The 23292-nt window shown below is 66.1% G+C and carries 15 protein-coding genes; 13 read left to right on the top strand and 2 right to left on the bottom strand.

Features of this window, described 5'->3' with window-relative positions:
• Positions 1 to 54: 54 nt before the first annotated feature.
• Positions 55 to 3405: a TIM-barrel domain-containing protein gene (locus tag AC3RCG_RS13785; protein WP_492401622.1), complete on the bottom strand. Its 3351-nt coding sequence runs from the start codon at positions 3403 to 3405 to the stop codon at positions 55 to 57.
• A 358-nt stretch (positions 3406 to 3763) separates the two neighbouring features.
• Between AC3RCG_RS13785 and AC3RCG_RS13780 the strand changes: the two genes are divergently transcribed.
• From AC3RCG_RS13780 to AC3RCG_RS13745, 8 genes are all read left to right on the top strand, one after another.
• Positions 3764 to 4912, top strand: coding sequence for an AgaS family sugar isomerase (locus AC3RCG_RS13780; protein WP_492401623.1), 1149 nt, complete (start codon positions 3764 to 3766; stop codon positions 4910 to 4912).
• Positions 4899 to 5852, top strand: coding sequence for an ROK family protein (locus tag AC3RCG_RS13775; RefSeq protein ID WP_492401624.1), 954 nt, complete (start codon positions 4899 to 4901; stop codon positions 5850 to 5852). Before AC3RCG_RS13780 ends, AC3RCG_RS13775 begins: the two co-directional genes overlap by 14 nt.
• Positions 5852 to 7195 carry a D-tagatose-bisphosphate aldolase, class II, non-catalytic subunit gene (locus AC3RCG_RS13770; RefSeq protein ID WP_492401701.1) on the top strand — a complete coding sequence of 448 codons (1344 nt, stop codon included), beginning with the start codon at positions 5852 to 5854 and terminating at the stop codon, positions 7193 to 7195. Before AC3RCG_RS13775 ends, AC3RCG_RS13770 begins: the two co-directional genes overlap by 1 nt.
• A gap of 35 nt (positions 7196 to 7230) precedes the next feature.
• Positions 7231 to 7998 (top strand): DeoR family transcriptional regulator, encoded by a 768-nt coding sequence (locus tag AC3RCG_RS13765; RefSeq protein ID WP_070223655.1) that lies wholly within the window; start codon positions 7231 to 7233, stop codon positions 7996 to 7998.
• Positions 7999 to 8001: 3 nt separating this feature from the next.
• Positions 8002 to 9096 (top strand): N-acetylglucosamine-6-phosphate deacetylase, encoded by a 1095-nt coding sequence (locus AC3RCG_RS13760; protein WP_492401625.1) that lies wholly within the window; start codon positions 8002 to 8004, stop codon positions 9094 to 9096.
• 50 nt (positions 9097 to 9146) lie between these two features.
• Complete coding sequence (locus AC3RCG_RS13755; protein WP_121669268.1) at positions 9147 to 10940, top strand: MFS transporter; 1794 nt, start codon at positions 9147 to 9149, stop codon at positions 10938 to 10940.
• 211 nt (positions 10941 to 11151) lie between these two features.
• Positions 11152 to 12549, top strand: a complete 1398-nt coding sequence (gene bcaP / locus AC3RCG_RS13750) for a branched-chain amino acid transporter BcaP (protein WP_070223661.1) — start codon at positions 11152 to 11154, stop codon at positions 12547 to 12549.
• Between the two features lie 59 nt (positions 12550 to 12608).
• Positions 12609 to 13895, top strand: a complete 1287-nt coding sequence (locus tag AC3RCG_RS13745) for a DUF445 domain-containing protein (protein WP_492401626.1) — start codon at positions 12609 to 12611, stop codon at positions 13893 to 13895.
• 34 nt (positions 13896 to 13929) lie between these two features.
• On the opposite strand, the gene AC3RCG_RS13740 is transcribed toward AC3RCG_RS13745, so the two are convergent.
• Complete coding sequence (locus AC3RCG_RS13740) at positions 13930 to 15540, bottom strand: methyl-accepting chemotaxis protein (protein ID WP_492401627.1); 1611 nt, start codon at positions 15538 to 15540, stop codon at positions 13930 to 13932.
• A 509-nt stretch (positions 15541 to 16049) separates the two neighbouring features.
• Here AC3RCG_RS13740 and AC3RCG_RS13735 point away from each other — a divergent pair.
• From AC3RCG_RS13735 to AC3RCG_RS13715, 5 genes are read left to right on the top strand one after another with little or no spacing between them, the layout of a single operon-like run.
• Positions 16050 to 16952, top strand: a complete 903-nt coding sequence (locus tag AC3RCG_RS13735; protein ID WP_070288158.1) for a GGDEF domain-containing protein — start codon at positions 16050 to 16052, stop codon at positions 16950 to 16952.
• Between the two features lie 60 nt (positions 16953 to 17012).
• On the top strand, positions 17013 to 17516 hold the full coding sequence (locus AC3RCG_RS13730; RefSeq protein ID WP_492401628.1) for a chemotaxis protein CheW: 504 nt from the start codon (positions 17013 to 17015) through the stop codon (positions 17514 to 17516).
• Positions 17517 to 17565: 49 nt separating this feature from the next.
• Positions 17566 to 18624: an HD domain-containing phosphohydrolase gene (locus AC3RCG_RS13725; protein ID WP_070288156.1), complete on the top strand. Its 1059-nt coding sequence runs from the start codon at positions 17566 to 17568 to the stop codon at positions 18622 to 18624.
• Between the two features lie 14 nt (positions 18625 to 18638).
• Positions 18639 to 19781 carry an FIST signal transduction protein gene (locus tag AC3RCG_RS13720; RefSeq protein ID WP_070217871.1) on the top strand — a complete coding sequence of 381 codons (1143 nt, stop codon included), beginning with the start codon at positions 18639 to 18641 and terminating at the stop codon, positions 19779 to 19781.
• On the top strand, positions 19778 to 23272 hold the full coding sequence (locus tag AC3RCG_RS13715; protein WP_492401629.1) for a PAS domain S-box protein: 3495 nt from the start codon (positions 19778 to 19780) through the stop codon (positions 23270 to 23272). Before AC3RCG_RS13720 ends, AC3RCG_RS13715 begins: the two co-directional genes overlap by 4 nt.
• Positions 23273 to 23292: the final 20 nt, after the last annotated feature.

The raw sequence follows: 23292 nt of genomic DNA, 5'->3' as shown, positions 1-23292 counted from the left end.
GAGCCCCTCCCCGGTCCGAAGAGGGGCTCGTTGTTAGTGAAATGATTGAAGTAGTTAGCGCGGCTTGACTGTCGCGCCCTCCGTGCCGGTCAGCACGGCGTTGGCCCAGTTGCCGCAGACCTGGGCCGGGTGGGCGCCGCGCGCGCCCAGGGTGCGCAAACTGAGCTGGCTCAGGCCGCGCACGTCGATTTCGGGTTTGACCACCCCGGGAGCCGTGACCAGGCCGCTGTCGTACAGCAGCCGCTCGCCGCTCCAGACCTGGAATTGCAAGCCGCCCGCGCTGCGGCAGCTATCGTCCACGCCCAGGTCGGCGCGCAGCAGATTCCAGTTGCCCGCCAGCTGCAAGTCGATGCGGCTGGCTGGTCCCACGCCGAGGCCCTTGCGGAACCACAGCCCGTTCATGCGCATCTCGGCGGCCTTGCCGGCCGGCCGGTCTTTCGCGACAGTCTTCGGCAGCGCCAAGTCCGACAGATAGCGCTGCACCTCTTCTGCTTCGGCCACGCGGTGCTCGAGCACGCGGAATGCGGACAAGGTCACGGGCGCCACGTCGGTCGCCAGCGCCGCGTCGAACGCGCGCGCCACCGGCCCGGCCTGCGCCGCCGTGACCATCGGGTCGGTGGATGCGGCGCCATCGCCTTCCGGATTTTGCGTGCTCATGACGCGGAAGCGCAGCAAGCGCCCGGCCGTGGCGGGGAAATTGATCGTCTGCGTACCCTCTTGCAATTTGAGCGTGCCGCGCGCAAGCGCCGCGCCCCACTCGCCGTTGTTGTCGCCGATGTAGATTTCGTAATCCCGCACCTGGCCATGCTTCCAGTGCTGATCGTTGCGCGGCGCCAGTTCGATGCCATCGACGAGGCGGCGTTCCGTAAAGCCGATCACCCATTCATGCGGTCCGCTTTTCACGGACGGGCTGCGCACGGTGCGGAACCAGGTCTCGGGCTTGCCGTCGAAGGCGTTTTCCAGCGGATAGCCGCTTTCTTCCGCAGGACGCGACACCACCTGCATGGCGTCAGCCGGCAAGGCGCGGCCCGGCACGGGGGCGGCGGGGAAGTCGGCATCGATACGCGCCACGCCCAGCGCGCCAGCCACCTGCAAGGCCAAGGGCTGGCGGATATCCTGCGCCGCCACTTTCACGTGCAAGGTGCCCTGGCGGTCGGCAGGATCGAAGAACCAGGCATCAAGCGCCTTGTCGTAGGCGGCGCGGTCGGCGGACGCCGCGAGCAGCCGTTCGCCCGCCTTGACGGCGGCAGGTCGCTGGCCCGCCAGCATGCGCAGCGCATAGCCGCGGCGCGCTTCCTGGCCCTGGTACTTGCCTTCAACGGCGCCGATGTCGACCTGCACGTCGCCGCCCGTCTGGCGCATGCGGATGATTTGCTGGCTGAAGGCGCCGCCCTGGTACTGGCGCGTGTTGCCGTCGTCTTCATACAGGGTGTATTCGGAATCGCCGTGCGGGTAGATATCGAGGGTCAGCTGGTCCTTCGGTTTCTGGCCGTCGTACAGCATTTCCGGATACATGGGCAGGATGGCGCCGGCGCGCACGAACACGGGCAGCTTGTCCAGGGTCACCTGCATATCGAGGTCGCGCCCTTTCGCGTCCGCCGTGGCCTGGCGGCCATCCCAGTAGTCGTACCACGTGCCTTGCGGCAGGTGGATGCCCTTGCGCCAGCCGCCGCTGACGGCCTGGCTGCGGTAAACGGGCGCCACCAGCACGTCGCGCCCCAGCAGGAATTGATACTTATAGGCTTCCGTGTAGGCGGCCGGGTCTTGCGGGTAATCCCACATCAGGCCACGCACCAGCGGCGCGCCCGATTGCTCCGCTTCGCGCACCAGGGTGTACATATACGGCGTCAAACGCATCTTGAGCTTCAGATAGCGGCGGTTGATGTCGCGGTACGGTTGCTCGAACCACCACGGGTGCTTGCGCTCGGCCGCGGCCCAGCCGGACATGCCCATCAGCACGGGCGTAAAGCTTTTCCACTGCAAGTCGCGCAGATAGGTTTCCGGGCTGCCGCCGAAGATGGCGTCCACGTCGCCCGAGGCATACGCCTGGCCGGACAGGCCCGAGCCGATCAGGGTCGGAATGTGCCAGCGGATGTAGTCCCAACTGGCGCTCTGGTCGCCCGTCCACGCCACGGCGTAGCGCTGGATGCCGGCCCAGCCCATCACCGTCCACAAAAACGGGCGGCTGTCGGAGTTGTTCAGGATGCCGTCGTAGGCCGATTTGTTCGCATCCATGGCGAACTGGTAGCCCTTGCCCGTCCACGCCACGTCCAGCTTTTGCACGCGGCTGCCCGCCTGGCCCACTTCCCAGGCGATCTTGTCGACGCCGTTTTCCGTCCACAGGCCCGTGCGGAAGCCATAGCCGGCCAGGCCCTTCACCGTTTCCGGCAAGTTCGTGTAGCCGCAGCCATAGCCGTCGTTGGGCAGAATCCAGCCGCCCGGCATGTCGTGTTCGCGGTACTGGCGCGCCACGGTTTCCACCACGTCCGGCGTCTTGCCGGTGGGGCCGTCGCTCCAGCCTTTGGGCACGGAACCGGGCTTTTTCACGTTGTCGCCATCGTTGTAGCAATCGGCGTCGCCGTATTCGAGCGCCCAGCGGGGCAGCATGCGCGCGCGGCCCGTCAAGTCCGTGTAGCGGGCGACGACGTCGCGCAAGTCCTTGCCGACGAAGAAATACGCATCGAAGCGCCCTTCCGCGTGCTGCAGCGAGATCTGTTCCTTGTCGCGCAAATCGTAGTGCCCGTCGGACCAGGTATTGCGCAGCATGCCCCAGCCCCGTGAACTCATGAGGAATGGCGCGGGATTCGGCCGGTCGCCCTCTTCCCAGCCGCCCGAATACGACACGGGCACCTGCTTGCCCTTGAACTCGAAGCGTCCATTTTGCTGCCCGCCGCCGAAGTAGCGCTCGCCCGGCAAGCTCGATAGCACCTGCACGCCCTGCTTGTCGTCGAGCGACAGCGGCTGCACTTCGCGCCACAGCGGCACCGCATCGCCCATGCGGTACAAGGTAAAGCGCAAGGGTTTGCGGTCGATGCGCAGGTTCAGGGCTTCGGTGCTGATCAGGATATGCCCGGGCTGCTCATCGATCTGGTACGCCACCTGCGCGGCAGGCTGGCCCACGACGATGGGCGCGGCCTTGTCGCCGGGACCCGTCAAGCCCCCCTTGCCGCCCGCCTGGATGCGCAACACGTCCGCCTGCGGCAGGCTGATACGCAGCTGCATGCCCGTGTCGCTGCGCAGATCCCAGCCCAGCGCCTCGCCCTTGGCCACGTCGGCCGCATGCACGGCGGAGAGCGACTGCAGATTGCCGATAGGCGCGGCTTGCAGGCCAGGGGCGGCCAGGGTGGCAAGGGCGGCGAGAACGCAGGCGGCAAGGGCGCGGCGGGGAAGCGGGAGAGGTTTCATCTGCGGGCTTTCAGAAAATCGAAGTGATGGAAATACTTTAAGAAGAAAAATAAATATCGTCAATCAAAAGAAAGTTATTAAGCCTATTTATTAATAAAATGCCCAGAATTGGCGCATTTTTCTTACGTTTCACCAAAATTTCACAAAACATACTTTCGTTATCGTCGCATTTCAGCGACAGGCGGCGGCACGACGGGGTTTCATGCGGCAGCGCAACATGATTGATGTCCAGAAAAGCACCAGTTCGACGCCATTATTTCGCAAGCCACACAACTATTTACTTTCGTTTGACTTTCGTATTTGACTTTTCGAAATTTAGTATTTATGCTTTCTCCAACAAACACTTTACTGACCTCTCATGACTACCCTTCTTCAGCGTGACATTCAAACCTGGCGCGACATCGGCGGCCTGCACACGGCCGAGGAAATCGCCCATCAGCCCGCCATCTGGCGCGCGCTGGCCGGCATTTTGCGCAGCGAGCAAGCCAGCCTGGCCGCCTTTCTGGGCGATGCGCTGTCCCATCCACAGCAGTGCGTGATCCTGACGGGTGCCGGCAGCTCGGCGTATGTGGGCGAAATCGTCGTCGATACCCTGAATGCCGCCTGGCCCGCGCAGATCCGCGCCATCGCCACCACGACTTTGCTGACGCACCATGAGCTGTACCTGGAAGCGGATGCGCCCACCCTGCTCGTCTCGTTTGCCCGCAGCGGCGACAGCCCGGAAAGCCTGGCGGCCGTGGAACTGCTGCGCCAGGTCGTGCCCGGTGCGCGCTTCCTGAACATCACCTGCAACGCCGATGGCAAGCTGGCGCGCCAGGGCGCCAACGACAGCAATACATATAACTTGCTGATGCCGGAAGGCAGCTGCGACCGCGGCTTCGCCATGACCAGCAGCTTTAGCAGCATGCTGCTGGCGGCCCTGTCGGTACTGGGCAAGGACGTCGACGTGGCGCGCCTCGAGACCCTGGCGCAGCTGGGCGAAGACGCCCTGCGCGACTGGTCGGCTCCCGTGGCGGACCTGGGCTCGCAGCCGGTGCAGCGCGTCGTTTACCTGGGCAGCGGCCCGCTGGAAGCGCTGGCCAAGGAAGCGGCATTAAAAATCCTGGAACTGACGGGCGGGCGCGTGATGGCCATGGCGAATACACCGCTGGGCTTCCGCCATGGCCCGAAATCGGCAGTCACCACGGAGTCCTTGGTGATCCTGCTGCGCAGCAGCAAGCCATTGGCGCGCCAGTACGAAGACGACTTACTGCAGGAACTGCAGCGCGACAGCGTGGCGCAGACGTGCCTGACGGTGGGCATCGGCGGCGACTTATCTGCCAACTTGGCGGCCGACGCGCCGGCCTGGCCCGACGCCTGGCTTGCCCCGCTGTGGCTGCTGATGGCGCAGCAATATGCGCTGCACCAGTCCGCGCTGCTGCAACTGCGCCCCGACAATCCATTCGCCGGCGGCATCGTCAACCGTGTCGTGCAGGGCGTCACCATCTATGGCCATGACCAATTCTAATTCCATCCAGGGCTTTCACGGCATCGACATCGGCGGCAGCAAGATGGAGCTGGTCGCCTTTGCCGACCGCGACGGCGCGCTGACCGAAACGTTCCGAGAGAGAGTGGCCACGCCGGGCGACGATTTTGCCGCCTTCGTGCAGGCGATCGTCGACCTGGTGGCGCGCGGCGACGCCGCCCTGGGCACGACGGCGCCCGTCGGCATCGGCTTGCCCGGCGTGATCGACAGCGCCAGCGGCCGGCAACTGAGCTCCAACGTGCCGGCCCTGAACGGCCGCCTGGTGGCGCAAACCCTGCAACAAGCCTTGCAGCGCCCTGTCGCCATCGGCAACGATTGCCAGTGTTTCGCCCTGTCGGAAGCGCAAGGCGGCGCGGCCGACCATGCCGCCAGCATGTTCGGCGCCATCCTCGGCACGGGCGCCGGCGGCGGCTATTGCGTGGGCGGCCAGCTGCTGCGCGGCTTGAACGGCGTGGCCGGCGAATGGGGCCACTGGAGCCTGCCCGCCACCCTGCTGGCGCAGCACGGTTTGATCGATTACGCCTGCCCGTGCGGCAAGGCTGGCTGCCTGGAACGCTACGTCTCCGGCCCCGCCATGAGCAAACTCCACGCGCACTTTGGCGGCGATGGCGCCGAGCCGCTGGCCATCGTGGCACGCGCCAACATGGGCGACGCCGTGGCCGAACGCACGGTGGCCGTGCATCTCGACTTGCTGGGCCACGCCCTGGCCGGCCTGGTGCTGGCCTACGACCCGCACGTCATCGTGCTCGGCGGCGGCCTGTCGAAATTGCCGCACCTGTACGACAAGCTTCCGGCCGCCGTCAAGCGCCACCTGTTCCCCGGCGTGCACGTGCCGCCCATCCTGCCGCCCCGCTTTGGCGACGCCGGCGGCGCGCGCGGCGCGGCCCTTTTGATACGACAACATATAAAGGCGTCAACATGATGAAGCAAGCGGAAAACCCGAGTTTTACCCTGTCGCCCATCCAGCAAGTGATCAAGGCGCACCGCCGCGGCGAGCGCGTGGGCCTGTACGCCGTCTGCTGCAGCCAGCCGAGCGTACTGCGCGCCGCCATGCGCGTGGCCAGCGAGTACGACACCGTGCTGCTGGTCGAAGCGACCTCGAACCAGGTCGACCAGTTCGGCGGCTACACGGGCATGACACCAAACGTTTTCCGCGACACCATGCTGGCACTGGCCCGGGAACAGGGTTTCCCGACCGAGCGCCTGGTGCTGGGCGGCGACCATCTGGGTCCGAACGCCTGGCAGCACCTCGACGCGGCCACCGCCATGGCCCACGCCGAGACCCTGATCGCCGCGTATGCGTCGGCCGGCTTCCATAAAATCCACCTCGATTGCAGCATGCGCTGTGCCGATGATCCCCTGCAGCTCGACGATGAAACCGTGGCCGCCCGTTCGGCGCGCCTGTGCATCGTCGCCGAAACGGCGGCGGCCGCCGCCGGCTTCGCGCCGCCCGTCTACGTGATCGGCACGGAAGTGCCGGTTCCCGGCGGCGAAGCGTCCTTGGCGCAGGCCGGCGCCGTCACCAGCCCGCAGGCCGCGCGCCGCACCCTCGACGTGCATTGCCGCGCCTTCCTCGACAAAGGCCTGCACGACGCCTGGCGCCGCGTCATCGCCATGGTGGTGCAGCCGGGCGTCGATTTCGACCAGAGCAGCATCCAGCACTACGATGCGCAGGCCGCCGCCGAGCTGTCGGCCTTCGTGGCCGAGCAGCCTGGCCTCGTGTTCGAAGCCCACTCGACCGACTACCAGCGCGAGTCCGCCCTGCACGCCATGGTGCGCGACCATTTCGCCATCCTGAAAGTGGGCCCGGCCGCCACCTTCGCCCTGCGCGAAGCGCTGTTCGCCCTGTGCCAGATCGAGGAAGAACTGTTGCCGGCGCACGCCACCTCGCAGCTGATGCAGGTGCTCGACGACGTGATGGTGGCCAAGCCGAAGAACTGGATCAAACATTACCTGGGCACGCCGGAAGAACAGCGGCTGATGCGCCGCTACGGCTTGAGCGACCGTTGCCGCTATTACTGGGGCGAGCCGGAAGTGGCGGCCGCCGTCGGCAAGCTGCTGGCCAACCTCGATGCCGTGGCGATTCCACTGCCGCTGCTGAGCCAGCATTTGCCGGAACAGTATCTGGCCGTGGTGCAGGGCAGCCTGAAAGCGGAAGCGCCAGCCTTGATCGAGCACAAGATCGGCAGCTTGCTGGCGCAATATGCGCGCGCCTGCAACCGCAATGCGGCAGTGGCCGTCATTGCCGAAGCGGCAATCTGTTAAGCTCGGTATTTTCATTTTTTACTGAGCCCGCCACCATGCGAAATACCAGCCAACGCCGTGAATCCATCCTCCAAATGCTTGCCCAGCAGGGCTCGGTGCAGGTGACCGATCTGGTGGAAAAGCTCGGCGTGTCCGCGGTCACCATCCGCAGCGACTTGAATGCGCTGGAAGCGCAAGGCATGGCCACGCGCAGCCACGGCGGCGCGACCCTGACGCGCACGCCGCCGCCCGAGCATACGATACGCCAGAAGGATGCCATCAACCACGAGCAGAAGGAGCGCATCGGCGCCTATGCGGCGCGGCTGGTGGAACCGGGCGACAACATCATCATCGACTCGGGCACCACCACCATCTCGCTGGCGCGCCATCTGCGCGACGCCACCGGCGTGACGGTGGCCACGAATGGCCTGAACATCGCGTGGGAGCTGGCCGACGCGCCCGGCGTGGACCTGATCCTCACGGGCGGCCTGCTGCGCAAGCAGTCGCTGTCGATCCAGGGCAGCCAGGCCGAAACCTGCTTGCAGGCCTACAGCTTCGACAAGCTGTTCCTGGGCGTGGACGGCTTCGACCTGCAGTTCGGCGTCACCACCCACCACGAAGCGGAAGCAAGCCTGAACCACAAGATGGTGGAACGGGCCAAGAAAATCATCGTCCTCACGGACGCCTCCAAGTTCGGCCGCGTCAGCCTGCACCGCATCGTGCAGCTGGACCGCGTCGATACCGTCATCACCGATGCCAGCATCAGCCAGGAATACCGCGAAGGGCTGCACAAGCTGGGCATCGAACTTTTTATAGCGGAATAACACATGCTGAGCGGCAGAATCCTTACCCCATCTGGCTGGATCACGGGCACCATCACTTTTGACCAGCGCATCGTCCAGATACAAGAAGACCCTGCCGCCGACAGCGCGCTCACCATCCTGCCCGGCTTCATCGACCTGCACGTGCACGGCGCGGCCGGCGTCGACATCATGGAAGGCGGCAACGCGGGCGCCACCGTGGCGCAGGTGCATGCGCGCCACGGCACCACGGCCCTGCTGGGCACCACACTGACGGCCAAGGAGCCGTCGATCGTGCGCGCGCTGCAAGGACTGGCCGGCGTTATCGCCGAACGTCCCGCCAACGGCGCACGCATGCTGGGCGTGCATCTGGAAGGACCGTTTTTGAACCTGCACCGCCTGGGCGCGCAGCCGCCCGACGTGGTGCAAGCGAGCCTGGCGCTGGTGCAGCGCTTCCATGCCATCGCCCCGATCAAGGTCTTGACCATGGCGCCGGAAATCCCCGGTCACCTGGAACTGATCCCGCAACTGGCGGCGATGGGCATCCGCGTGCAGATCGGCCACAGCGCCGGCACGTATGACGATGGCGTGGCCGCGCTCAAGGCCGGCGTCTCGGGCTTTACCCACCTGTACAACGGCATGACGGGCATGACGCACTACGACCCGGGCATGGTGGGCGCGGCGCTGGCGCATGCCGAATATGCGGAAATCATCCCCGACCTGCAGCACGTGGCCAAGGGCGCCCTGCGCGCGGCCCTGCGCGCCATCCCGCGCCTGTACGGCGTGACCGACGCCACCTCGGCCACCGGCATGCCCGACGGCGAATACGGCCTGGGCACGCAGCGCGTCTATAAATGCATGGGCTGCGTGCGCCTGGCCACGGGCTCGCTGGCCGGCAGCGTGCTGACCATGGACCAGGCCCTGCGCAATTTCGTCGACCTGGGCCTGGACCTGGCCGACGCCTCGAACCGTTTGTCGCTGTACCCGGCCGATTACCTGGGCGAATCCGAACGGGGCCGTTTGGCACCGGGCGCCTGGGCCGATATCGTCGTCCTCGATTCCACACTACAGCCCGTGTCCGTCTTCGTCGAAGGCGCGGCCATCGATCTTTCCACTCGCTAGATTCCGTCTCTAGAACCAGCCCCCAACCTCAACCCCGTCCCGGAGTTACCATGCACGACACGTCACACAAGGCCCCCGTGTGGGCCATGCGCTACCTGCTATTTATTGCCGGCATGGGGGGATTGCTGTACGGCATAGACATCGGCATCATCGCCGGCGCCCTGCCCTACCTGGAATCGACGGCCTCCGTGGCCTGGAAACTGACGGCCCAGCAGCTGAGCTTTATCGTCGCCGCCGTGCTCCTGGGTTCGGTGCTGTCGTCGCTGTTCGCCGGCGCCCTGGCCGATATCCTGGGCCGGCGCTGGGTAATGTTCCTGGCCGGCGCCCTGTTCAGCGCCAGCATCCCGCTGATCGCCCTGGCCGACGGCTACACGCCTCTGCTGCTGGGCCGCCTGCTGCAAGGCATCAGCGGCGGCTTGATCGGCGTCGTCGTGCCCCTGTACCTGGCCGAATGCCTGCCCGCGCAACAGCGTGGGCGCGGTGCCGCCCTGTTCCAGCTGCTGCTGACCATCGGCCTGGTAGCGGCCGCCCTGATCGGCCTGCTGCAGGCGCAAACGGTGGAAACGGCCACGCAAGCGGCGCAGTCGTTGCCGGAAGCGGGCCGCATCGCCGCCATCTTCGCCGCCAAGGACCACGCCTGGCGCAGCATCTTCTGGGTCTGCCTGGCGCCTGGCCTCGTATTCACCATCGGCGCCCTGCTGCTGGCCGAGTCGCCGCGCTGGCTGGCGCGCCGCGGCCGCGTCGAACAGGCGCGCCAGTCGCTGCTGCGCACGCGCCTGCCCGCCGCCGCCGACCTGGAACTGCGCGAAATGCTCGATACGCCCGAGAACGCGGCCAAGGCCAGCGGCAATGCCAGGGCAAAAGACCCGCTCTTGAGCCGCCGCTACGTGCTGCCCTTCCTGCTGGCCTGCCTGATCCTCGCCTGCACGCAGGCGACGGGCATCAATTCCATCCTCGCCTATGTCGTCAATATCCTGAACCAGGCGGGCCTGTCGGGCGCCTCGGCCAATATGGCGGACGTCTTGCTGAAAGTGCTGAACGCCGTGATGACGGTGGTGGCCGTGCTGCTGGTCGACCGCAAGGGCCGCAAGTTCCTGCTGATGCTGGGCACGGGCGGCATCGTCGTCTCGCTGCTGGCGGCCGGGCTGCTGTTCCGCGGCGCCGAAGCCCACCTGGCCGACGTGCGCCCCGCCATCGCCGCCCAGGTGCAAAACGACGGCCTGGCCGTGCACCTCGATGCGGCCACCTTGACGGCCCTGGGCGCGGCCGCCGACGGCACGCCGCAGCAGCTGACCATCGCCTACGCCTACGGTCCGTTCACCAACGTGAAAAGCCTGCGCAGCGACGACCCCGTACTGCGCCAGGTGACGATCGCCCGCGAAGACGCCGTACAGGCCGACAGCGTGATCGGCGTGTTCTTCCGCAAGCTGCACCTGAACCCGTTCGCCGACCCGGCCGCCGGACGCGAGGCGCCGCTGCGCATCGAGAAGGCCAGCCTGGGCCCCGTGCCCCCGTCCACGCACGGCTGGCTGGTGGCGATCGCCATCTGCGTGTTCGTCTCCAGCTTTGCCGTGGGACCGGGCGTGTGCGTGTGGCTGGCCCTTTCCGAGCTGATGCCGACCCGCATCCGCTCGAACGGCATGAGCATCGCCCTGCTGGTCAACCAGTTCGTCTCGACGGTGATCGCCGCCATCTTCCTGCCGACCGTGGGCTTGCACGGTTATTCGACCCTGTTCTTCTTCGGCGCCGGCTGCACCGTGCTGTACTTCCTGGCGGCCGCGTTTTTGTTGCCTGAGACCAAGGGCAAGACCCTGGAAGAGATCGAAGCGCACTTTTCCAAGTAAGCCCGAGTAACCAACTGTAGCAGTCTCCTTTCCAGCCCCGACCCACCGTCCGGGGCTGTTTTTTTGCCTGCCGGTCAAGTTGACAGGGCCGGCGCGCACGGTAGCGTACGGTTTTCCTTCTAGAATCACGGGCGCGTGGGCTAGAATCTGGCTGCGTCGTGCTACTCACGAGGCGGCAATGGCGCCATGACAAAAACCACCAGGAGACACAGTGAGCTTATTTAGAACCAAGAATTTGGATGACATGATTGCCCACAGCAAGAAGCCGGGAGGTCTGGCCAAGGTGCTGGGACCGTTCGACCTTGTCCTCATGGGCATCGGCGCCATCGTCGGCACCGGTATTTTCGTGCTTACCGGCACGGGTGCGCTGACGGCCGGCCCCGCCCTGTCGCTGTCGTTCGTCGTGGCGGCCGTCGCCTGCTGCTTCGCCGCCCTGTGCTATGCGGAATTCGCCTCCACCGTGCCCGTGGCCGGCTCCATCTACACCTACAGCTATGCGACCCTGGGCGAGCTGGCCGCCTGGATGATAGGCTGGGACTTGCTGCTCGAATACGGCCTGGCCGCGGCCGCCGTCTCCGTCGGCTGGTCCGGCTACTTCCAATCGCTGCTGTCGGGCTTTGGCATCACCTTGCCCGTGGCCCTGACGGCCGCACCGGGCGCCCTGCCCGGCGTGACCACCTTCATCAACCTGCCCGCCCTCGTCATCATGCTGCTGCTGACGGCCATGCTGGGCTGGGGCGTGCGCGAATCGGCGCGCCTGAACAACATCATGGTGGCCATCAAGGTGGGCGTGGTGCTGCTGTTCATCATCTTCGGCGCGCGCCACGTGCAGCCGGCCAACTGGCAGCCCTACATGCCGTTCGGCTACCACGGCATGCTGAGCGCCGCAGCCCTCGTCTTCTTCGCCTTCATCGGCTTTGACGCCGTCACCTCGGCCGCCGAGGAAGTCAAGAAGCCGTCGCGCGACCTGCCCATCGGCATCATCGGTTCGCTGGCCGTGTGCGCCGTGCTGTACGTGGTGGTGTCGGCCATCATGACGGGCATCGTGCCGTATCAGAAATTCCTCGGTGTCGACCATCCCGTCTCGCTGGCCCTGCAGTATGCGGGCGAAAACTGGATCGCCGGCTTCGTCGACCTGGGCGCCATCCTCGGCATGACCACCGTGATCCTCGTGATGGCCTTCGGCCAGACGCGCATCATCTTCGCCATGTCGCGCGACGGCTTGCTGCCCAAGCGCCTGTCGACCGTGCACCCGCGCTTCCACACGCCGTTCTTCGCCACCTGGCTGGTCGGCATCGTCTTCGGCCTGATCGCCGCCACGATCCCGCTCAACATCCTCGCTGAACTGATCAACATCGGCACCCTGGCCGCCTTCACCATGGTCTCCGTCGCCGTGGTGGTGCTGCGCAAGAAGCGTCCCGACCTGCCGCGCGCGTTCCGCTGCCCCGGCGTGCCGTTCGTGCCGGCGCTGGCCGTGATCCTGTGCGTGGGTCTGATGACCTTCCTCAGCTGGGTCACCTGGATGGCCTTTTCCATCTGGCTGGTGATCGGCCTGGCCATCTATTTCGGCTACGCGCGCCGCCGTTCGCTGCTGCATCCGCAACAGTAAGCCCGTCACTGCGCCATCGCAGTAAGATGGCGGTCACGCAACCGTGCAGACCGCCATCCATGCAACCTTCCCCCGACCTCATCGCCCAGCTGGACCAGAGCACGGACCAGCTCAAGCGCGCGCGCCTGCGCAGCATGCAGTGGCTGGCCGCCGGCCTGCTGCTGCTGGCCGCGCTGGTCTTCGCCGTGGCCCGCTCGCAACGAGGCGGCCACCCCGCCTGGGGCTATGTGGAGGCATTCGCCGAAGCATCGATGGTGGGCGCGATCGCCGACTGGTTCGCCGTCGTCGCCCTGTTCCGCCACCCGCTCGGCATCCCCCTGTGGCACACGGCCATCATCCCGAACAGCAAGGCGGACATCGGGCGCAGCCTGGGCGCCTTCGTGGAAAACCATTTCATTACCGAGCAAGGCATCGCCGAGCGCATCGTGCAAGCCGATCCCGCCGCGCGCCTGGGCACCTGGCTCAGTGACGAGGTCCATGCGCGGCAACTGGGGATGGCCAGCGCCGGCGTGGTGAAACAGCTGCTGGCGATGGCCGACCACGACACGCTGGGCCGCCTGCTGCGCGAACAGGCCAGCAGCTACCTGGGCCAGCTGAACGTATCGGACGTGGCGGCCGACTGCATCGACGCGCTGATCGCCGACGGCAAGCCGCAGCAGCTGCTGGACTTCCTGCTCGACCGGGGCGCCGCCTACCTGGACGACGAGGCGCACCACGCCGCCATCGGCGACTTCGTGCTGGGCGCCTTCCAGATCGAGAACGCGCTGGTGAAAAAGGCCGTGAAGGCGTACGAGCCGCGCATGATCGCCTCGCTGCAAAAATTCGCCCTCGCCGTGCGCATCGACCCGGCCCACCCGCTGCGCCAGCGCATCGCCGGCTGGATCGCCGACAGCGCGCTGCACCTGAAGGCCGACCCGCAGTGGCAGGACACGGTGCGCCGCTACCAGCTGCAGCTGATCGCCAGCGATACGGTGCAAGCGATGCTGGGCGAGCTGTGGGACGCCATCCACGCGCGCCTGCTGGCCGACCTGCACGCCGATGCCCCCGTGCTGGCGCAAGCCGTCGCCAGCGTGGCGCGCAACACGGGCCAGGTACTGGGCAAGGACGAACATGCGCGCACATGGCTGAATGGCGCCATCGTCGCCGGCAGCGGCGCGCTGGTACGGCGCTACCGGGGCGAGGTGGGCGCCTTCATCGCCGGCCGGCTCGACTTGTGGAGCAAGGAAGAAATGAGCGAACGCATCGAACTGGCGATCGGGCGCGACCTGCAATTCATCCGCATCAACGGCACCATCGTCGGCGGCCTGGCCGGCCTGCTAATCTACGCCGTCAGCCAGGCGGTGTAAGCGGGCTTTTCCAGCGCCAGCGCCTGGCGCTGCATCACGCCAGTTGCGGTTTCAGCAGGCTCGTCACTGATAACTGCTTGCGCGGCGCGGCAGCCCGGGCTGCCGGCCGGGCCGCCACACTGCGCACCAGCTGGAAGGAATCGACCAGCGTCGCCAGTTGCACGGCCTGCTGCTGCATGCCGGCCGCGGCGGCGGCGGCCTGCTCGACCAGGGCCGCATTTTGCTGCGTCACGTCGTCCATCTGCGTGATGGCCTGGTTGATTTGTTCGATACCCTCGCTCTGCTCCTGGCTGGCCGCCGTAATGTCCGCCATGTAGCCGGCCACCTGGCGCACCGACTGCTCGATATCGCCCATCGTCTTGCCGGCGTCCTGCACCAGCCGGCTGCCCGCCCCCACCTTGTCCACCGAATCGCCGATCAGCACCTTGATTTCCTTGGCCGCCTGCGCCGAGCGGTGCGCCAGGCTGCGCACCTCGGACGCCACCACAGCAAAGCCGCGCCCCTGTTCCCCGGCCCGCGCCGCCTCGACGGCCGCATTCAGCGCCAGGATATTCGTCTGGAAGGCGATGCCGTCGATCACGCCGATGATGTCGACGATCTTGCGCGAGCTGTCCTGGATCAAGCCCATGGTGGCAATCACCTGCGACATGGCTTGTTCGCCCTTGTGCGCGGTCTCGGAGGCGGTGCTGACGAGGCGGTTCGCCTCGCGCGCATTGTCGGCATTCTGCCTGACCGTGCCGGTCAGTTCTTCCATGGACGACGCCGTCTCTTCCAGCGCGCTGGCCTGCGACTCCGTGCGCCGCGACAGGTTCGCATTGCCTGCGGCGATTTCCTCCGCGCCGCGGCCCACCACGCCCGTCGATTCCTTGATTTGCCCGACCAGCAGCTTGACGTTCGTCTGCAGGACGCGCAGCGCCTGCGCCACCGCCGTCAGTTCGTCGTTGCCGCTGGCGCTGATGTTGCCCGACAGGTCGCCCGCGCTCATGCGCTCGATATCGCTGCGCATGCGCTCCAGCGGCACCACGGCCGCGCGCTGCACGGTGTAGCCGCCGGCCGCGCACGACACCACGCCGCAGAGAGTGCTGAACAGCATCGGCATGCCGGCGTGTCCCGACGCCACATAGGAGATGGCCGGCGCGGCAACGAACAGCAGCGCCAGCGAGCCGAACACGAGGGACATCCGGGCGCGCAGCGTCAGTTGCGCCAGCGGATTCAGGCGCCGCATGAGCGAGCGGTGCACGGCCACGCCCTCGCGCACTTCCAGCGTCGTGCCGCCTTGCTTGATGGCCTGGTATGCCTGCTCGGCAGCGGCCACCTGTTCCCGGCTGGGCTTGACGCGGATCGAGGTGTAGCCCACCATCTGGCCATTTTCCAGCATCGGCGCGGCATTCGCTTCCACCCAGTAGTAATCGCCATTCTTGCAGCGGTTCTTGACCATGCCCGTCCACGCCTTGCCGCTCTTGATGGTGCGCCAGAAGTCGGCGAAGGCCTCGGCCGGCATATCCGGATGGCGCACGATGTTTTGCGGCGCGCCGATCAGCTCCTCGGCCGAAAAGCCGCTGATATCGATGAAATCCTGGTTGACATAGGTGATGTTGCCCTTCAGGTCAGTCTTCGATACCACCGTCTGACCGTCATGAAGCACATATTCCCTGTTCGTTACCGGCATATTTGTACGCATTTCTGTCTCCCCTGTCCTACACAAGCGAATGGCGGCGCCACCCGAAAAGAAGCGGGCTCGCGCCCTGGCCTGAACAACACTGCTCTTTCCTGCACAGATCCTGACAAGTGGCGAGAGGCGCCTTGCCAACAACTTGCCTCTATTTGCCATCTTTTTGACTTAGATCAAATTCATTTTGCTCCATGATTTAACCAATTACAACATTTAAATAAAAAATTTAAATGAATTTATCACTTTTGAAATGATGACAAATGGATAGATTTTCGTCTCGGACAGAGGGAAAACATAGCGTTGTGAGGTAATATTGCAAACAAGACGGCAGTTGTGCGGCAAACACAAATCATTAAAATCATGAAATTCATTGCATTCTATTTTATTTGAGGTATGATGATTGACATGGGGAAACGAAAACGATGCGATGACATCGTGCCTTTCGCCACTCGGGAAATCCGCACCAATGTAGGGAGATACGCATGAACAAAGTCCTGGCCTTGCGCTTGCTCGACGCCGCAGAAGACGCTGCCGTCATCATCGACACCGCTTCACGCATCCAGTATGCGAACGACGCCATGTATGCGCTGAGCGGCTATGCGCAGGGCAGCCTGGCGGGCCAGCAGATCGAGGCGCTGCTGCCGGATGCCGTGCGCGAGCAGCATGGCGCGCAGATCGGCGCCTATCTGGCCGGCGAAAAGAAGTCCAGGGTACTCGGGCACAAACGCCATTTCGCCATTCGCCACCACGACGGCTCCATGCTGCCCATCGTGCTCAAGGCCATGGACCTGGGCAAGCTCGGCGACGAAAACTACATGGGCGCCTTTTTCATCGACCAGCGCCGCGAGCGCGCGCTCGAACAGCAGAATGCGGCCCGTTGGCAGCAGTTGCAGCGCATCGCCCTGAGCGACCCGCTGACCCATCTGCCCAACCGCCGCGCCTTCGAGGTCGAAGCCGTGCGCGCGGCCGCGCGTGCCAGACGCGCCCACACCCCACTGGCCATCGGCATCGCCGACATCGACTTCTTCAAACACGTCAACGACCAGCATGGCCATGCCGCCGGCGATGCCGTCCTGCAAACCATCGCCGCCGTGTTCCAGTTCCAGGCGCGGGCCTCGGACGTCGTCGCCCGCGTGGGAGGCGAGGAATTCGGTTTCCTGTTCCCGCATACGAACATGAGCATGGCCTGCCAGGTGGCCGAGCGCATACGCCGCGCCGTGGAAGAGACGCGTTTCGAGTTCGGCAAGCTGTCCATTCCGGTGACGATCAGCATCGGAATGGCGCCGCTGCCCGACAACGGCGACTGGAAGGCGGCCTTCATGCAGGCCGACGCCGCGCTGTACCAGGCCAAGAACAATGGCCGCAACCGCGTCGAGCAGGCTTGAATCCCGCCCGACACCATTCGCAGTTTCATGCATCACGCAGCACCTGACAGGAGCAAGCACATGGAAACCATCACGACACATGCCGCAGCAGCGAGCCAGCTGGCGCAAGCGGATGCCCGGGAATTGCTGGTCTTCGGACTCGGCAAGGAAGAATATGCGATCGACATCGGCCTGGTGCAGGAAATCCGCGGCTACGGCGCCGTCACCCGCATCGCCAACGCACCCGCCTTCCTCAAGGGGTTCATCCACCTGCGCGGCAGCATCGTGCCGCTGGTCGACCTGCGCATCGCGCTGGGCCAGGCCGAACCCGCGTACGACGCCTCGACCGTGGTGATCATCCTGATCTTCGCGCATGGCGCCACCGGCATCGTGGTCGACCGCGTGGCCGACGTGGTGCCGCTGGCGCCGGCGCAGATCATGCCGCCGCCGCAGCTGCACGGTTCAGCCATGGCCGGCCACGTGACGGCCATCGGCGCCCTCGACGAGCGCATGCTGATCGTGCTCGACATCGACAGCCTGCTGGCGGGCATGGGCATGCACGCCGGCGGAAAACTGGCGGCCTGAGCCAGCCACCAGCCACGCCACCACCCGAACCCGCCCCGCCGGAGACACCATGAGCATCCTGATCGTCGATGACAACGACACCAACCTGAGCCTGCTGGCGACCCTGGCGGGCAAGGCCAGCAGCATCGAACCCGTCTGCATGAACGATCCCGTCGATGCGCTGTACTGGTGCGAGTCGCATGTGCCGGACCTGGTCTTGCTCGACTACCGGATGCCCAGCCTGTCGGGCAACGAGTTCCTCAGCATTTTCCGCAAGATGCCGGGCATGGCCGACATCCCCATCATCATGGTGACCACCGAAAACGACCACGCCGTGCGCAAGCAGGCTTTTTCGCTGGGCGTGACGGAGTTCCTCACCAAGCCCGTCGACACCATCGAGTTCAGCCTGCGCGTGCGCAACCTGCTGGCCCTGCGCACGGCGCAAACCATGCTGGCCGACCGCGCCAAGCTGCTCGAACACGAAGTGGAACAGGCGATCGCCAACGTCACGGCCAGGGAGATGGAACTGGTCACGCGCCTGGCGCGGGCGGCCGAATTCCGCGACCCCGAAACGGGCGCCCACATCATGCGCATGGCGCGCTACTCGGCGCTGATCGCCAGGGAACTGGGCCTCGACGCACAATGGCAGGACCTGTTGCTCAAGGCGGCGCCCATGCACGACGTGGGCAAGCTGGCCACGCCCGACCATATTCTGCTCAAGCCGGGGCGGCTGGACCCCGATGAGATGGCCATCATGCGCCAGCACGCGAAAATCGGCGGCCATATCCTCGCCGGCAGCGACTCGCCGCTGATCCGCCTGGCCGAGGAAATCGCCTGCGGCCACCACGAAAAATACGACGGCAGCGGCTATCCGGACGGCCTGGCGGAGGAGCAGATACCGCTGTCGGCGCGCATCGTCGCCGTGGCCGACGTCTTCGACGCGCTGAGTTCGGAGCGCCCGTACAAGCCGGCCTGGCCGTTGGCCCAGGCGCGCCAGTACCTGGAGCAAAACAGGGGCAGCCATTTCTGCCCGCGTTGCCTCGACGCCTTCCTGGGCGCCTGGGACGAGGTGCTGGCCATCCGCGACAGCCTGCCCGACCCCGTCCCGCAACACGCCCACCCACTGTAAGCGAGGAGCCCGCCATGCGCGTGCAACAACTGATCCTGAAAAACCATGCCGACTTCGATGCCGCCCTGGCGCCCCTGGCCGCCATGGCGCCCGACCTGGTGCTGGTGTTCGGCGCCTGCCCCTACTTTGCCACGCCCGGCCTGAACGCGGCGCTGCGCCGCCAGCTGCCCGGCGCCGTCATCGCCGGCTGCTCCACGGCCGGCGAGATCGCCGGCAAGCGCGTCTACGACGACAGCTGCGTCATCACGGCCATCCGCTTCGCCCGCACGACGGTGGCGATTGCCGACGCCATCATCTGCGACATGGCGGACTCGCACGAGGCGGGCGAGCGCCTGGCGCAGGCGCTGCCGCAGGACGGTCTGACGGCCGTCTTCATGCTGGGCACGGGCGTGGCCATCAACGGCAGCGCCCTCATCGCCGGCCTGCAGGCGAACCTGCCGCCGGGCGTGACGGTGTCGGGCGGGCTGGCGGCGGACGGCGGCGCCTTTCGCCAGACCTGGACCCTGGGTCCGCGCGGCGCGGCCGACAATACCATCGTCGCCGTCGGCCTGTACGGCGAGCATATCCGCCTCGGCTACGGCAGCCATGCGGGCTGGGAAGCGTTCGGCCCCGCGCGCAAGGTGACGCGCTGCGTCGACAACGTGCTGTATGGCCTCGATGGCGCGCGGGCGCTCGACATCTACAAGCTGTACCTGGGCGACCATGCGCGCGATCTGCCCGCGTCGGGCCTGCTGTTCCCGTTTGAAATGCTCACGGCCGCGCATGAAAAAAGCAATGTCTTCCGCACCATCCTCGCCGTCGACGAAGAACAGGGTTCGCTGACCCTGGCCGGCGACATCCTCGCCGACGGCTACCTGAAGCTCATGCATTCCAGTACCAACCGGCTGATCGACGGGGCCGAGACGGCCGCGCGCGGCGTCGTGCCCCATGCCGATGCGCAGGGCGACCAGCTGGCCCTGCTGGTCAGCTGCGTGGGCCGCAAGCTGGTGATGGGCGACCGGGCCGAGGAAGAGGTCGAAGCGGTGGCCGACCTGCTGGGCGGCGCGTCCTGTATCGCCGGTTTTTACTCCAACGGCGAAATCGGCATCGCCCAGCCGCATGGCGCATGCCAGCTGCACAACCAGACGATGACCGTGACTGTGTTGAGCGAAGCATGAACCGCACCCTCGCCCGCCAATTGAACCGCGTCTGCGATATCGACTCGGAAAGCGCCTGCGCCGCCTTGCTGGAACAGGCGCAGGCACTGTGCGGGAAAGCGGACACGCCGCGTGAACTGGCCGGTTTCCTGGCCGGCTTGCCAGCCCTGCTGCAGCGCATCGACGGCGCCTACGACCAGTCCGAACGCGACCTGGACTTGCGCTCGCGCAGCCTGGAACTGAGTTCGAATGAACTGAGCATGACGAATGACCTGCTGCGCACGGAACTGGCCAGCCGCAACCGCGTGATCCAGTCGCTGCGCGTGGCGGCCGTGCGCCTGCTCGACAACGACGAATCCGGCCTGCACCTGCCGCAGGAAGGCGATATCGAGGGCCTGTCGGTGCTGCTGGCCGAACTGGTGGCGCAGCAGGAGCTGCGCCGCATCGAACTGCAGAACCAGCGCTTTGCGATGGACCAGCACGCCATTATCAGCGTCACCGATACGGCCGGCGTCATCATCTACGTCAACGACAAATTCTGCGCCATCAGCGGCTTCGCGCGCGAAGAGCTGGTCGGCCAGACGCACCGCCTGATCAATTCGCGCGCGCATCCGGACGCCTTCTTTGCGCAGATGTGGCAAACCATTACGGCCGGCCGGGTCTGGCACGGCGAAATCTGCAACCACGCCAAGGATGGCGGGCAGTACTGGGTGGACGCCACCATCGTGCCCTTCCTCGACGCGGCCGGCAAGCCATACCAGTACATCGCCATCCGCACGGAAATCAGCGACAGCAAGCGCATGGCCGAGACCATCGCGAAAAGCGAACGCGAATACCGCAACGTCGTCAACAGCCTCAACGAGGTGGTCTTCCGCACGGATTTGCGCGGCGCCTGGACCTTCCTCAATCCCGCCTGGCACACCATCACCGGCTTCGACGCCGCCGACAGCCTGGGCAAGCATATCCTGCAATTCGTCGATGCGCGCGACCGCGAGCGCGCCGCGGCCGGCCTGGCCCAGCTGCTGGGCGGCCAGGTGGACAGCATGCGCCATGAAGCGCGCTATGTCACCCGCGACGGCGACGTGCGCTGGATCGACGTGTGCGCGCGCGCCGAACGCGATGGACTGGGGCAGCTGGCCGGCATCACCGGCAGCCTGACGGACATCACGGAGCGGCGCCAGGCGGCGCGCGAGCTGCGGCACAACCTCAACTTCGTCGATGCGCTGATCGAGACCATTCCCATCCCCTTGTACCTGAAGGACGTGCACGGCCGCTACCTGCGCGCCAACCGCGCCTTTTGCGCCTTCTTCCATCTCGACCAGGCGCGCATCGCGGGCCTGACGGTGGCGGACATCCTGCCGCAGCAGCAGGCGCAGCAAGCGCGGCAGCACGACGTGGCGCTGCTGCAGGACCGGGGCAACCACACATATGAAGACCGGGTGATCGTCGGCACGCGGCAGGTCGATGTCCTGTGCAGCAAGGCGGCCCTGCTGAAGTCCGACGGCAGCCTGCACGGTCTGGTGGGCACCATCGTCGACATTTCCAGTCAGAAGGCGGCCGAGCGCGCGCTGCTGCTGGCCAAGGAAGTGGCCGAATCGGCCAGCCGCTCGAAGAGCGAATTTCTGGCCAACATGAGCCACGAGATCCGCACGCCGATGAACGGCATCCTGGGCATGACGGACCTGGTGCTCGATTCCGACCTCGATGCCCACCAGCGCAAGTACCTGGAAATCGTCAAGGCCTCGGCCGACGCCCTGCTGTGCATCATCAACGACATCCTCGATTTCTCGAAGATCGAGGCGGGCATGCTGACCCTGGAAAGCATCCCCTTCGACCTGCACCAGTTGCTGCAGGAAACCATGCGCGCCCACGCCATGCGGGCGCAGGCCAGCGGCCTGGAACTGGTGCTCGACGTCGATCCCGCGCTGCCGCACACCCTGCTCGGCGACCCGGGCCGGCTGCGCCAGGTACTGACCAACCTGGCGGGCAACGCCATCAAGTTCACGCCGCAGGGCGAGGTGGTCGTCAGCGCCAGGCTGCGCGCCAGCGGCGACGGCATGGCCCGCCTGCGCCTGTGCGTGCGCGACACCGGCATCGGCATCGCCGCCGACATGCAGGAGGCCGTCTTCGACGCCTTCCAGCAGGAAGACGGTTCGACCACGCGGCGCTTCGGCGGCACGGGCCTGGGCCTGTCGATCACGCGCCGCCTGGTGACGATGATGGGAGGCCGCATCGGCCTGTCGAGCGAACTGGGCAAGGGCAGCTGCTTCACCGTGGACCTGGCCTTGCCCATCGGCGAACAGCAGCCCTTGCCGTCGCCCGGCGCCTCGCTGGCGGGACGCGCCATCCTGCTGGTCGACGACAATCCCAGCAGCCTGACCATCCTGCGCCGGATCTTCGAGCACAGCGGCGCCATGGTCACGGCCTGCGAGTCCGGCGAGGCGGCGCTGGAGCACTGCCGCGACGCCTTGCCGGCGGACTGCATCATCATGGACTTCGCCATGCCCGGCATGAATGGCTTCGACACGGCATCGGCGCTGTCCGCCCTGCCCCACTGGAGCCAGGTGCCCGTCGTCGTGCTGTCGTCCTGCGGCAGCCTGGGCGACGCGGCGCGCTGCCGCGAACTGGGCATCGACGGCTACCTGCTCAAGCCTGCCAGTCCCGAGGAATTGCTGGCCATCACCATGAGCGTGCTGGGCACCTGCCGCGGCATGCCCAGCGCCGCGCCCGTGGCGACGCGCCAGACCGTAAGCGAAGGCACGCCCGGCCTGGACATCCTGCTCGTCGAGGACAACGCCATGAACCGCGAACTGGCCACCGTGCTGCTGTCGAACGCGGGCCACCGCGTCACGCATGCAGCCAACGGCCGCATCGCCCTCGATTACCAGGCCGCCGGCCATTTCGACATGATCCTGATGGACCTGCAAATGCCGGAAATGGGCGGTTTCGAAGCCACCGCGCAGATACGCGCGCGCGAAGCGCAAGGCATGCCGAGAAGCGTCATCATCGCCATGACGGCCAGCGCCTTCGAAGGCGACCGCGAACGCTGCATCGCCGGCGGCATGGATGACTACCTGTCCAAGCCGTTCCGCGCGGCCGCCTTCCACAGTCTGATCGAGCAGCATGTGCTGCAAATAAACAAGCACACGCCGCGCTTCGGCTACGGCGCCGCGCTGGCCGAGGCCGACGCCGACGTGATCGGCATCATCGGCGCATCGTTCCTGACCGCCTTGCCGGCGCAGCTGGAGGCCTTGCGGGCGGCCATGCGGGAAGGCGACCGAACCACCGTGAGCCGGCAAGCCCACACCCTGGCCGGCCTGCTGGCCAACTTCCGCGCCGCGCCGGCCGTCGCCATCGCCGCCGCCATCGAGCGCGAAGCGGCCAAGGCGCCGCAGGACGCGTTGCTGGCGCGCCTCGATGCGCTGGAAGAGCAGTTGCGCCTGTTTGTGCAGGAAACGGAGGCGGCCATCCAGGCGGCAAGCCACATGCTGCACGCATCCGGCCAAACTTGATGTAGATCATAATTTTTTAA

Source organism: Janthinobacterium sp. GW823-FHT01H08 (genome assembly GCF_058797855.1).
This window is presented reverse-complemented; position numbering and strand designations above follow the sequence as displayed.